The organism is Klebsiella sp. CN_Kp100, from assembly GCF_040065315.1.
GTDB classification, from domain to species: Bacteria; Pseudomonadota; Gammaproteobacteria; order Enterobacterales; family Enterobacteriaceae; genus Klebsiella; species Klebsiella oxytoca.
Genome location: NZ_JBEAIJ010000059.1, coordinates 75,768 through 88,173 on the forward strand (window position 1 = coordinate 75,768; position 12,406 = coordinate 88,173).

Annotated in this window: 10 protein-coding genes; 1 reads left to right on the top strand and 9 read right to left on the bottom strand. The window is 59.4% G+C overall.

Annotated elements, in window-relative coordinates:
* Positions 1-4: 4 nt before the first annotated feature.
* The 3 genes from ABLV12_RS26225 to ABLV12_RS26235 all read right to left on the bottom strand — a co-directional run bounded on the left by ABLV12_RS26225 (position 5) and on the right by ABLV12_RS26235 (position 3,026).
* Complete coding sequence (locus ABLV12_RS26225; RefSeq protein WP_032704698.1) at positions 5-805, bottom strand: PhnD/SsuA/transferrin family substrate-binding protein; 801 nt, start codon at positions 803-805, stop codon at positions 5-7.
* A complete protein-coding gene (locus ABLV12_RS26230; protein ID WP_024274383.1) occupies positions 798-1,781 on the bottom strand; it encodes a fatty acid desaturase in 984 nt (327 codons plus the stop codon). Before ABLV12_RS26230 ends, ABLV12_RS26225 begins: the two co-directional genes overlap by 8 nt.
* 105 nt (positions 1,782-1,886) lie before the next feature.
* Entirely contained in the window at positions 1,887-3,026 is a 1,140-nt protein-coding gene (locus ABLV12_RS26235; RefSeq protein WP_024274384.1) for a multidrug effflux MFS transporter, read from the bottom strand.
* Positions 3,027-3,120: 94 nt separating this feature from the next.
* On the opposite strand from ABLV12_RS26235, the gene ABLV12_RS26240 reads away from it, so the two are divergent.
* Positions 3,121-3,888: a helix-turn-helix transcriptional regulator gene (locus ABLV12_RS26240; protein ID WP_348867473.1), complete on the top strand. Its 768-nt coding sequence runs from the start codon at positions 3,121-3,123 to the stop codon at positions 3,886-3,888.
* Here ABLV12_RS26240 and ABLV12_RS26245 read toward each other — a convergent pair.
* From ABLV12_RS26245 to ABLV12_RS26270, 6 genes are all read right to left on the bottom strand, one after another.
* Positions 3,873-4,625, bottom strand: coding sequence for a proteasome-type protease (locus tag ABLV12_RS26245; RefSeq protein ID WP_047721043.1), 753 nt, complete (start codon positions 4,623-4,625; stop codon positions 3,873-3,875). The genes ABLV12_RS26240 and ABLV12_RS26245 overlap by 16 nt on opposite strands.
* A gap of 16 nt (positions 4,626-4,641) precedes the next feature.
* Positions 4,642-5,457: a transglutaminase family protein gene (locus tag ABLV12_RS26250; RefSeq protein WP_004103213.1), complete on the bottom strand. Its 816-nt coding sequence runs from the start codon at positions 5,455-5,457 to the stop codon at positions 4,642-4,644.
* Positions 5,454-6,383, bottom strand: a complete 930-nt coding sequence (locus ABLV12_RS26255) for an alpha-E domain-containing protein (protein WP_004103215.1) — start codon at positions 6,381-6,383, stop codon at positions 5,454-5,456. The genes ABLV12_RS26250 and ABLV12_RS26255 overlap by 4 nt, the downstream gene beginning before the upstream one ends.
* Positions 6,377-7,816: a circularly permuted type 2 ATP-grasp protein gene (locus ABLV12_RS26260; protein ID WP_064371951.1), complete on the bottom strand. Its 1,440-nt coding sequence runs from the start codon at positions 7,814-7,816 to the stop codon at positions 6,377-6,379. The genes ABLV12_RS26255 and ABLV12_RS26260 overlap by 7 nt, the downstream gene beginning before the upstream one ends.
* Before the next feature lie 274 nt (positions 7,817-8,090).
* A complete protein-coding gene (locus ABLV12_RS26265) occupies positions 8,091-10,871 on the bottom strand; it encodes a glycoside hydrolase family 3 N-terminal domain-containing protein (RefSeq protein ID WP_348867474.1) in 2,781 nt (926 codons plus the stop codon).
* Between the two features lie 83 nt (positions 10,872-10,954).
* Entirely contained in the window at positions 10,955-12,346 is a 1,392-nt protein-coding gene (locus ABLV12_RS26270) for a carbohydrate porin (RefSeq protein WP_004103222.1), read from the bottom strand.
* Between the last annotated feature and the right edge of the window lie 60 nt (positions 12,347-12,406).

Genomic DNA, 12,406 nt, shown 5'->3' on the forward strand with positions numbered 1-12,406 from the left:
CCAACTATAGCCGCACAACGCCTCTGGCCGCGGCCTCTTCACGCCACGCCAGCAGCGGCTGATAGTCCGCGCGCCGCATATCGCTGTAGCCGCAGATAAACAGCGCTTCGCAAAGCGGCTGATAGCGTTCATCGCTCACCAGCTGCTGCAATGCCTCTCTGAGCAACTCCAGCGTCGCCGCGGGCGTCGTCGCCGACGTAATCAGCGGTAGCCCCGGGGCCAGCGGGCTATGGGCAATCACCGTCAGCCCCGCCAGCGCCTCCGGCTGATGACGCTGCAGCAGCGCCCAGGTCACGCAATCAATGGCGGCAATATCCGCCGTCCCCTGCTGAAGTTCACGCAGCGACTGGCGATGGCTGCCGCTAAACGCGACCGTTGAGAAGAAACGCCCATCGCGCGACAGCGGCGCGATCATTTTTAACAGCACGTTATAGCCGGACTGGGAATCCGGCGAATTGCACGCGACCCGACGCCCGTGAAAATCTGCCAGCGACTTCCCTCCGTCCGCTTCACGCGCCACCAGCAGGCTGCGGTAGTTCCGCCCTTCGCATCCGGGCGCCGAATAGTGAAAACAGCCGACCGTTTGCACGTTCGCCAACAGCGTCACCAGCGGATAACCGCAGGTCTGGCTCAACAGCAGCGCCGGATGGCGCCAGTGCGCCAGCAGATCCTCAGGTACCGTATATGACAGCCCATCCTCATCCACCACGCCGCGAGCCGCCAGCAGCTGCCGCACCGCCCGCCAGAGCGCCTGAGTATCCTCGTCATTCACCGCGTACATCGGAAACGCCAGCCTTTCACTCATGCTCTTCATCCGCCTTACCCTGCTGGTTGAACCCGGGATGCGCATTCACCGCCACCGGTCTGGCAAAAAAATGCCGCAGCCATTCACCGTAGCCGCGCACCACAAACCCGGCGTTGCGCCGCTGATACTCCGCCTGATTATGCAGATAGATTTTTCGCAGCCCGTACCACGGTACGCCCGGCAAATCGTGATGCACTGAATGGTAGTTGAGATTGAGGAACAGCACCCGCCAGACCAGTCCCGCCTCGTTAATCACCGAACGGGCCAGCGGATCGTCCGCGGCGCGGTGCTCAAGAAAAGAGCGCACTTTGGTTAACGCCAGCGCAGGATAGCTGACAGCCAGCACGAAATAGAGCGGCGAAAAGTCAAGGTGATGCATCCACGCGAACAGCGCCGCCAGCAGCAGGCCGTGAACCAGCCACATCGCTAGCGTTTTCACCCGCCGAAGACGCAGCGCCGTCAGCGCGCAGCTGAGCGTCTGGGCAATATCCAGCAGCGGCGCTACCAGCAGCCTGCCGATAAACGTATTGCGCAGATGAATAAGACTGCGCTGCCAGGGGGCAAAATGCTGCCAGCTCTGCGGCGTAAAATAGTAGGATTCCGGATCGTCAACCGGCTGCGTCAGCAGATGATGATTATGGTGCGCCAGGTGCGAGTCGCGATACAGACCATAGGGGTACCAGACCGCCAGCGGCAGGGTCCCCAGCAGTTGATTAAACCACGGCCGCGAAGTGGGATGGCCGTGAATGAGCTCGTGCTGCAGTGACATATACCAGGCGGTGAACCAGACCAGCAGCAGCGTGGCCGGGAACAGCCCCAGCGCGCGCCACCAGGCCAGCGAGGCAAACCAGCCGCCGTAGATCGCAAAAATCAATAGCCAGGTCGGCAGTTCGCTGCGCCACAGCCAGCTGCGGGACAACTGCTGAATCCGCTCGCGCTGCTGCGGATGCAAATAGGCCGATCTGCTTTTTGCCATTCCTGAAGCTACCTTTTCGCGTTATCGTTTTGCTCCCCCGAAGATGTGAGATAACGCGTTAAATAACAAAGAAATTAAATCACTAAGCTTTGCCAGAAATCGGCCTTATGCGTCGTTGAGCGAGTGCATATAGCGCCACCCGGCGATGAGGCTTACCCCAGCGCACAGCAGCAGCGATGCGCCCAGCGATTGCCCCCATCCGGCCGCCAGCAGACCGGCGCCTATCAGAAGATAATAAAACAAGCCGAAAATGGCGCCGGCGGTGCCCCGACAGTCGCCATAGGCGCTCAGCGCCGATCCCAGAACCAGCGGGATCGCCATCGCATACGCGAGGGTGACCAGCGCGACCGGCGCCACAAACCACAGCGATTCCCGCAGCACGTACACGGCGGCAGCGCCCGCCAGGTGGAGGATGCAGGCGATCGCGAGCATTTGCCCCAGCGGGACATTCTGACGCAGCAGACGGCGGTTAAGCAGCGCGCCGAACAGCGAACCCGCGGCAAGCGCCACGCCGCTGTATCCAAAGGCCAGGGCATCGAGATCGAATCTGGCGAACAGAAAGGGAGCCAGACTGTAGTAGCTGAACAGGCTGATGTTAAATGCCGCCACCAGAATTGCCGCCAGAGCGATACGCCTGTCGCCCGCCATCCGCCTCAGCACGTCAAGAAAAGACCCTCCCCTGAGGTTATGCGGGCGCGTTTCCGGCATCAACCACAGGCAGCCCAGCAGGAGCGCGGCGGCAAAAATCGCCAGCGCGCTGAATACACCGCGCATACCCCAGATGGCGGTCAACCCACCGCCGATATAGACCCCGATGGCCGGGCTCACCGCCAGCGCCAGGCCGATAAACGAAAAAATCCCCGCCAGCTGCCGCCCGCTATAGCAGTCCCGCAGAACCGTCTGCGTCACCACTGAGCCAGTTGCCGCGCCAGCGGCCGTGACGATCCGCGCCACCAGCAGCAGCGAAAAATCGCTGGCCCACAGCGCCAGCAGGCACCCCGCCGCGTAGACACCTAACCCCGCCAGCAGGGCCGGGCGCCGACCGTAGCGATCGCTGAATCCGCCCCACAACAGAACGCCGACGGCAAAACCGATAAAGTATACGGAGAGCGTTTGCGCCGCCTGCGCTGCGCTCACGGAAAACCGGGCGCTGATATCGGTCAGCGCCGGGCTATAAATCGTTTCCGCTATTTGCGGAAACATCAATAGCGCAGTAACCAGTACCAGCGCGGCACGTCCCAACATATCTACCTCCTGATAAACAAGAGGCGCTATTGTAGGTAAGCCGTTTATCGAACATTATAAATATAATGACTTTAAATATCGGAAATCAGACATTATGGCCTGGCTTGACGCTGATGCGGCATTCGATCCGGATGCGTTAATAAAAAGCCTGATTGGCGTGCAGTCGGCGCTGGGTAACCATGACTCCGGCAGCCACCAGCATAAGATGGCGCAGATCCTGTTTACCCGTCAGGGATGCGTACGTTTGACGCTCGACGATGGCGCGCTGCTGTGCCTGCTTCCGCCGGGACGCGCCGCCTGGATCCCGGCCGGTATCAGCCATCGCGCGGAGATGAAAAATATTGTCGATTATCGTTCAGTCTGGTTTCAGCCGCAGCGTTACCCTCAATTGCCAACGCAGGCGGCGATACTCAACGTGGTGCCACTGCTGCGCGAACTCTTAGAGCGTATCAGCGCCAGCCCCTGGGATACCGACTGGGAAACCGAGCCGGCGCGGCATCTCGCGGCCCTGTGCCAGGCGGAAATTCGCGCCGCCGCCCAGGAGCCGATGATGCTGGCGCTGCCGCAGGATAAACGGCTGGCGCAGCTTTCCGGCGATGCGCTACCGCCGGCGCTTGGGACGCTCGCAGCCCGCTGCGGCGCCAGCGAAAAAACCATCAGCCGCCTGTTCCGCCGCGATACCGGTATGTCCTACCAGCAGTGGCGTCAGCAGTGGCGATTAATGAAGGCAGTTGAGATGCTGGCTACCGGGCAGCGGATTACCGATACCGCGATGACGCTTGATTTCGCCAGCGATAGCGCCTTTATCTACTTTTTCCGCACCATGACCGGCATGACGCCGGGACGCTATTTCGCCCCCTGATCCTGGCCGCCCGGCGTGAACGGCGGCAGTTGCAGGAAGGTGCTTTGTAACCCCTCGGACCACGCTTTGCGAATGGTATTGAAATAGGGATCGCTTTCGGTGATCCGATGCTGCCCGGCGCTGCTCAGGCTACCGCTGCGGTAGAGCAGCGTGTCCAGCGGCAGTCCCACCGAAAGATTGCTGCGCAAGGTGGAGTCGATCGAGATCAGCGCGCAGCACATCGCCTGCTCAAGCGGGGTATCGATGCACAGGACCCGGTCGATGATCGGTTTGCCGTATTTACTCTCGCCAATCTGGAAATAGGGCGTGTCGCGCGTGGCTTCAATAAAGTTGCCTTCCGGATAGATATGGAACAGCCGGTGCGTTTCCCCGGCGATCTGCCCGCCGAGCAACAGGTTACAGTTGAAGTTGGTATTGCCGCAGTTCTGCTGATTGCTGGCGTCGCGTTGAATCACCTCCTGCAACGTTTTGCCGATCAGCATCGCCGCGTCGTATAACGAAGTCACCTGCATCAGATTCGGTTCCTGCTGGGTACGAATGCGGGCGCTGAGCAGGCTAATCACGCTCTGAGTCGTGGCCAGGTTACCCGCAGACTGCAGGACCATGACGCGTTCGCCATCCTGATGGAAAACGTGCAGTTTTTTAAACGTTGCAATATGGTCCACTCCCGCGTTGGTGCGGGAGTCTGAGGCAAACACCAGTCCATCTGACAAACACATGGCCACGCAATAGGTCATCGTTTCATTCCTGCGGTTATTGCTGCTGCGCCTGCTGTGAATGCTCGCGCACCTCAGCGTTAGTTAACAAAATTTCTCCGCCGCCGCCGAGGCGGGTACCGCGCACCGGACACGCATCAAGATAGTCCAGCCCGGTCGCCAGCCGCAAATGCTGATTCAGACGGCGGGTATTGTTCGTGATATCAAACGGCTGCCAGCGATCGTTCAGCCATACTTCGGCCCAGGCGTGCATAGCGACATGCTCGGCGTTATCGCTGTAGACATAGCCGCTGACGTAGCGCGCCGGGATCGCCAGCGCCCGGCAGCAGGCGAGAAACACATGGGTGTGATCCTGGCAAACCCCTTTCGATCGCGCGAACGCGTCGGCGGCCGAGTCCTGTACCTGGGTGGCGCCCGGCGAATAGGGCATTCTCAGCAGCAGCTCGGCCATTAACCGGTTCAGGCTCGCTTCCTGAGCCTCCGGCTGATACCAGCGCTGGGCAAATTCGCGGATCGGGCCGTCAGCGCGGGTAAGCGGGGTACAGCGCAAGAAAACCAGCGGCGACAGCAGCTCCTGCGGCTCCGCGCCAATCTCTTCCCCCTCTTCCACGATATCGACGATCCCGCTGGCGCGGATGGTAATCTCTTTATGCGGATTATCCAGCGTCAGCACGTGCAGCACGTTGCCCCACGCGTCGGTGGTGGCGACGGCGGAACCGTCCGGCAGGGTTAATGTCCAGGCGGTGATCTTCTGCCGACCGCTGCTGCGCGGCGTCAGGCGCAGGTACTGGGTTGAAAACTTCACTTCTTCATCGTAGCCGTAGCGGGTCAGGTGATCGATTACCAGTTTCATAACGCCTCCAGATAGGTTTGTCTGATGCTGTCGGAAAGCGCGTTAATCCGCGCCAGCAGTGCATTAAGGGTGACCTGCAAATCAGCCTGCGCCAGATCGTCGCGGGTGCTAAAACGCAGGTCGACGTTAAGCTGGTGCGCCAGGCGCAGCGGCAGGTGCGAACGATCGTTGGCAATCTGCTCCAGCTGCCCGACGAGGTCGGAAATGCTCGCTCGCAGCGATCTCGGCACATCGTTGCGCAGGATCAGCAGCTCCATCACCGTTTCGCGGCTGACCGGCTGGCGGTAGATGCTGTTATAGGCCTCGCGTGCGCTGACCGCGTTAAGCAGCGTATCCAGCCGGTAATACTCGCGGACCGGATCGGGATCGCTATTTAACTGCTGATCCTTAATCAGCAGCAGCTGGGCGGTGGCGGATGCCCGTTCGATCAGCGTCCCGATACCGATAAAGCTCAGAGCGTCGTTACGCAGCAGCGTGCCGAGAATCGCCCCGCGAAACAGATGAACCCGCTCTTTTACCCACTCAAAGAAGGCGTCGTTGCCCAGCTCGCCGATCCCCTGCTGGCGCAGTTTTCGCAGCTCAATACGCGTGGCGTTGATGCTTTCCCACACTTCCGCCGACAGGCTGCCGCGCACCGCGTGGGCGTTGTTCCACGCCATCTCGACGCAGCTAAAAATGCTGTACGGGTTGTTGCCGTCGAGGGCGAAAAAATTAAGCAGGTTGCTCATGGTGAAACGCGCGTGCCGGGCCTGAAACAGCTCGTGGGTCAACGATAGATTTAGCGGCAAGGCTAAATCCCGCGACTGCTGGCTGTGGCGGGGGATCATCGACAGCTTCCAGGTCACGTCCAGCACCCGGGCATAGCTTTCCGCGCGCTCAAGATAGCGCGCCATCCAGAAGAGTTCACTCGCTGTGCGGCTTAACATGATTCGTCCTCCTCCATCACCCAAGTATCCTTGGTGCCGCCGCCCTGCGACGAGTTCACCACCAGCGAGCCTTCGGTTAGCGCCACCCGCGTCAGGCCGCCGGGAACCAGGCGGATCTCCTGACCGGAAAGGACAAAGGGCCGGAGATCGATATGGCGCGGCGCCAGCCCCTCTTCTATAAAGGTCGGGCAGGTTGACAGCGCCAGGGTGTCCTGGGCGATATAGTTGGCCGGGTTTGCCAGCAGACGCTGACGAAACGCTTCGCGCTCCTCTTTGGTCGAGCGCGGACCGACCAGCATGCCGTAGCCGCCCGCGCCGTGAACCTCCTTCACGACCATCAGCTCAAGATGGCTCAGCACGTAGCTGAGATCTTCCGCTTTACGGCATTGCCAGGTGGGAATATTGCTGAGGATCGGTTGCTCGCCCAGATAGAAACGGATCATCTCCGGCACGAAGGGGTAGATCGATTTATCGTCGGCGACGCCGGTGCCGATGGCATTCGCCAGCACCACGCCTCCGGCGCGGTACACCGACAGCAGCCCCGGCACGCCCAGCATAGAGTCGGCGCGAAAGGCCAGCGGGTCGAGATACGCATCGTCGATCCGCCGGTATATAACGTCCACGCGCCGCGGCCCCTCGGTGGTGCGCATATACACCGCCCCGGTTTTAATAAACAGATCCGCGCTCTCCACCAGCTCAACGCCCATCTGCTGGGCCAGAAAGCTGTGTTCAAAATAGGCGCTGTTAAACCGCCCTGGGGTCATCACCACCACGCACGGGTCGTCCACGGGCGAGCTTTCGCGCAGCGTTTGCAGCAGATAGCTGGGGTAGCGTTCTACCGGCGCAATACGATGCTGTTCGAACATTTCGGGGTAGAGCCGCATCATCATTTTGCGGTTTTCCAGCATGTAGGAGACGCCGGAGGGGGTGCGGAGATTATCCTCCAGCACGTAATACTGGCCGTCGCTGTTGCGCACCATATCAACCCCGGTGATATGAGCATAGGTGTTATTGGGTAAATTTATTCCCTGCATACAGGGCTGATACTGTTCATTCGCCAGCACCTGTTCGGCCGGGATCAGTCCCGCGCGCAGGATATTTTGATCGTGGTAAATATCGTAAAGAAAGGCGTTGAGCGCTTTCACCCGCTGGCGGATGCCGCGGTCGATTCGCTGCCACTCGCCGGCGGGGATAATGCGCGGCACGCTGTCGAAAGGGATCAGACGTTCGGTCCCCTCGTCTTCGCCGTAGACGTTAAAAGTGATGCCGATGCGGTGAAAGAGCAGCTCCGCCTGCTCTTTTTTCTGCCGGATAGAGAATTGATCGGTACTGCGAAACCATTGCCACCAGGCGTTATAGTGCTGACGCTGCTCTCCCTGTGCGGTAAGCATCTCATCATAATAATGCCCGTCAGGAAGCGTTATTTTTATCATGGTCGTCTCCTCCGGTTGTACTCACTTTGAGGTCATCCCCGGGAGAGATAAGCATTAATTATGCCAGGTAGCACAGCGCAGCGGCATAGCGTAACGCCGCGCTTATCTGAATAAAAAACAACCCGTTATTATGCTTGTTCAGGCTCTGCCGTCAGCCAGAATCGCACCAAATTGGGGCGTTCGCTTCCGCGTTAACGGGCGGGTCGATAGCCCGCATCCGTCGCCAGATAACGGCTCGCGAAGAGGCCGCACGCGACCTGAACGTCTGCCACGGTTAGTCGTTAACGCGCCTCAGCTCCAGCCACTCCACCACCAGACCCGGCTTGATAACGGCAAACCCCACGCGGTATTTCCCCGGCTGTAGCGCAACCCGACACAGCTTCTGCACCATTTCCCGGCCGAGCGTGCCGTGGGTGTGTATCGTTGCCACGAACTGGTCATTGAGCAGCAGATTGCCGGCGGTTTGCGCCAGCGGCGCGCCGTCGGCGTACACGCTGACCAGCACATCGTAGACTGCCGCCTGTTCAACGCTCAGCACCAGGTCCTCGTCATAGCGCAAACGCGACTGCTCGGCGATTTTAATTGCCCCCTCGCAGCCGGCGGCGCAGGCCGGTTCTGCCGCCAGGTGAATCACATTCGCCCGGGGCGCCTCCCCACGCTTAAAGGCCTGAGTCTGCAGCATAAAATCGAGGATGTTTATCGCGCAGCGCTGAAGCTCCCCGAGCGTGAGTTCCCCTTTTGCCAGCGCCGCCAGGGTGTTATCACCGGCAGCGTTAACCTCCGCGCCGTTATTATTGACCACCATATAGAGATCGTTCTGCGCGCGGATCATCGCCGCGGTGTTGCGGGTGCTCGCCGCGCCGCCATCGATGGGATCGTTCATCGTTGCCCACCAGTCGGTCATGACGATCCCGCGAAAGCCCCACTCTTCGCGCAGTACGGTGGTGGTGAGATCGTAGCTGGAGGCCGCCTGGTAACCGTTGACCGGGTTGTAGGCGGTCATCACCGCGCTGGCGCCGGCGGATTTCACCGCGTACTCAAAGCCTTTCAGGTAGATTTCACGCAGCGCGCGCTCCGACACTACCGAGTCCGCTGTGGCTCTGGCGAACTCCTGATTATTACAGGCAAAGTGCTTAAGCGTCGCCACGCCGCCGCCGCTGCGAATGCCGCGCACCACCGCCGCCGCCATCATCCCGGTGATAAGCGGATCTTCGGAAAAATATTCAAAATTGCGCCCGTTGAGCGGATGGCGCTGGATGTTCATCCCCGGCCCCAGCAGCAGGTCGATACCGTTGCGCAGCAGCTCCTTGCCCTCCATCACGTATAAACGCTCCACGAGTATCGGGTCCCAGCTGGAGGCCAGCAGCGTACCGCTGGGCAGCAGAGTGGCCTTTGCGCCGTTATCCATGCGAATACCGGAAGGCCCGTCGGCGGCACACGCCAGCGGAATGCCTTTTTCCAGCAGGCTGTCCGCCACTCCGCCAAAGGCCGACGCGACGCCGGGGGTGACTTTGTAGCTGCACATGCCCTCCCCGCGCACCAGACAGGCCAGCTCCTCCACCGACAGCTGAGCAACAAAAGCGTTCATCGTCGCGCGCCCTTCCGCAACGTCGCTGAGGGTAAGCCCCTGGTTGCCGGTGAGAGTGATGCTCTCTGGCAGGCGCTCCTCAATACGCGAGCGCAGGTTGATCTTCCGCCGCGGCACTTCTTCCCATTCGATCTGGTAGCGCCCATCGCCGCCATCGCCAGCGGGCCTAATGCGCACGAAAGGTACCGTTGGCACCAGCACCTGCTGATGGCGGGAGAGGATCCGCAGAGTCTTCTGCGTGTACCCCGCCTCTCCGTCTACCGGCAAAGGTTGCAGATCGCGCACGCTGTTACCGATCAATAAACGATACAGTCCGGGTTCCATCACGTAGCAATGGGGATGCCCGGTAGCCCCGCTATCGTCGAGGGAGGCAAAACGCTCCAGCGGAATCGATAACGTTAAGGTTTCACTTTCACCCGGCTGCAGCAGGCGGGTTTTGGCGAAGGCCACCAACGCCCTGGCCGGTTTCCCGAGCGCGCCCTGCGGCGCCTGAAGGTAAATCTGGACGACTTCTTTGCCCGCAAAACGCGCGCCGTCGTTGGTTACGGCGACGGTCGCCTTGATCTGGTCGCCAAAGGCTTCCGCCCGCGCCGATTGCAGGGTGAAGCGGGTATAGGAGAGACCAAACCCAAAAGGAAACTGCAGACGCTGGGGACAAAAGGTTTCAAAGTAGCGATAGCCGACGTAGATATCCTCCTGATAGAGGTTTTGCGCTTCCGCTCCCCAGCAGGGCGATGCCGGATGGTCATCCAGCGATTTGACGATGCTGCCCACCAGCTTGCCGGATGGCGTTACCTTACCATAGAGCAGCGAAGCCGCCGCCTGCGCCCCGTCGGCGCCGCCGTGCCACACGTACAGCAGCGCGCGAATGCGAGTACGCAGCAGCGGATCGTCGGCCCATGCGAGATCGATAAGCCCGGCGGTATTCAGCACGACCGCCACATCGTCAAACTCGCGGCAGACCTGATGTAGCAGCATCATTTCATCGGCCGTGAGCCGGTATCCGCCTTCAACATCCGCGTTATCCTGATCTTCACCAGCGGTACGGCCAAGGACAATCACCGCCTGGGTCGAGACGGCGCGGGCCTGACGAATCTGCTCATCGCTCAGCGGCATCTCCTGCTGATACCAGGGCTCAGCTGCCCAGCCTCCGCCGCCGTTGTCAAAAGGATGCTGTTGCGTCCAGCTCTCGTAAAGCGCGGCCAGCTGCGCATTGAGCTTCCCCCCGCTGCGCGCGCGCATGGCCTGCAACAAGGTGGTTCGGCTCACCACGTTTACCGCCCCGCCCGAGCCGGTACCGCTACGATAGTAGTCAATTTGCGTACGGCCAAATAACGAAACCGGCTGCTGAACGTCAAGCGGCAGCATGCCGCGATCGTTTCTCAGCAGCACCGCGCCCTCGGCAGCGGCGGCGGCGGCAAATTCGGCAAACCCTTCCAGCGGGGTCCCCGCTTTACTGTCATACATGGTGTTGTCCTGTTAACTCGAGCCTCCGCAGGAGGCGTAATGGCATCATGACCAGAGCCCGCGCAATGCGGGCTCGGCTTTGATCAGAAGAAATATTTGAAGCGAAGACGGCCGCCGTAGCGGGAGTCTTCATGTTTGTCGCCATCCGTTGGTTTCGCTTCAATCCACGAGGCGTAAGCGCCAAGGTAGATATTGAAGTTCTTCATATCCATGACATTGGGGAACAGGTACGACGCGTGAATGGTGTGGATATCGTAGTCACCCACGTTGGAGATCCAGCAGCCATCGTCGCAAGTAGAGACATAATTAGCCGAGTTGAACTTGTCGATTTTGTTGTGGGCGTAGATATAACCCAGTTCAAAACGATGCCAGAGGGAGTTAATAGCTGCGGTGAAATCCTTCTCATCGGAGGCATCCATATAGGCCACGTTCAGGTTAGTGGTGACCCCATCTTCCGGATCGGTTTTTTGTCCATTCCATGACATCGTCAAGCCATAGCCGGTGCGGTCCGACTGGTCGATCCAACTGCCGCGATTGTCGTAATAACCGTAAGCATTCTTCACGACGTTCTTTTCCATCGCGACGGCGGTAGAGAAGCGACCGCTATTCCACGCAATCACCGGACGTAAATAGGCAACGTTTTTCTCATTTTCCAGGTTATTGCCGTGATAGCTGGAGTCCCGGAACAGCGTGCTGCCATTTTCCACCAGATTATTAAGTTCGAAATACCAGTTATCTATCGTTTTACTGAGCAGGAAGTTGCCACCGCTGCTGCTACGGCCGCGGCCCTCTTTCATCATGTAAATATAGCCGTAGCCATCGCTATAAAGGTCGTTAGCCGTGTTGCCGGAGTATTCGACAAACGTATCCTGATTCAGCGGGAACATATCGTAGGCTTCGAAACGACCAACTTTGACCTTCCAGTCATCTTCCCGGCCAAAGAAGAATACCGCATCATCAAGGTTCATCTTACCGGTCATATCGGCCAGCGGCTGGGCGGAGAAACCGGCGAAATTGCCGTTATCCATTTTGCGCATACCATCGAAGCCCAGCAGAATACGGCCGTTAATATCCCAACGTTCTTTAGTACCCGGCGCCCAGTTTTTATTCGAAGAGGTTTTTACCGACGTCAGGCTACCGCTGCTGCTGGCGCCGTCCATGTTGAATTCGACATCGCCGTAAAACTTGATATCCCCATAGCCAGAGAGCGTCAGTTTCGTTGGCGCCGCGCCCGGTGCGACGGGCTCCGCAGACTCGACCTTCACGGTTGGCGCATTTTTCGCCGCCACGTTCTGCTGCTGGGTTAGCGTCTGAATTTTCGCTTCCGCATCGGCGGCCCGCTGTTCAGCGTTAATTAAACGCTGTTCAAGCTGTGCTAACCGTTTTTCAATATCCACAGAGTTATTATTTTGGGCGGCCAGCAGACCGCCAGAAAATACGGCACTCATAACCAGAGCGATATATTTCACTTTCATTTTTAACATCCCTAATTACGTTATTGTATATGTCATCCCGGATACCACCGGGCTATCCGG

Coding starts and splice junctions, on each gene's coding strand:
- ABLV12_RS26225 (WP_032704698.1), bottom strand. CDS start 805: ATGAGTGAAAGGCTGGCGTTTCCGATGTACGCGGTGAATGACGAGGAT.
- ABLV12_RS26265 (WP_348867474.1), bottom strand. CDS start 10,871: ATGTATGACAGTAAAGCGGGGACCCCGCTGGAAGGGTTTGCCGAATTT.
- ABLV12_RS26245 (WP_047721043.1), bottom strand. CDS start 4,625: ATGACCTATTGCGTGGCCATGTGTTTGTCAGATGGACTGGTGTTTGCC.
- ABLV12_RS26255 (WP_004103215.1), bottom strand. CDS start 6,383: ATGTTAAGCCGCACAGCGAGTGAACTCTTCTGGATGGCGCGCTATCTT.
- ABLV12_RS26230 (WP_024274383.1), bottom strand. CDS start 1,781: ATGGCAAAAAGCAGATCGGCCTATTTGCATCCGCAGCAGCGCGAGCGG.
- ABLV12_RS26270 (WP_004103222.1), bottom strand. CDS start 12,346: ATGAAAGTGAAATATATCGCTCTGGTTATGAGTGCCGTATTTTCTGGC.
- ABLV12_RS26235 (WP_024274384.1), bottom strand. CDS start 3,026: ATGTTGGGACGTGCCGCGCTGGTACTGGTTACTGCGCTATTGATGTTT.
- ABLV12_RS26250 (WP_004103213.1), bottom strand. CDS start 5,457: ATGAAACTGGTAATCGATCACCTGACCCGCTACGGCTACGATGAAGAA.
- ABLV12_RS26240 (WP_348867473.1), top strand. CDS start 3,121: ATGGCCTGGCTTGACGCTGATGCGGCATTCGATCCGGATGCGTTAATA.
- ABLV12_RS26260 (WP_064371951.1), bottom strand. CDS start 7,816: ATGATAAAAATAACGCTTCCTGACGGGCATTATTATGATGAGATGCTT.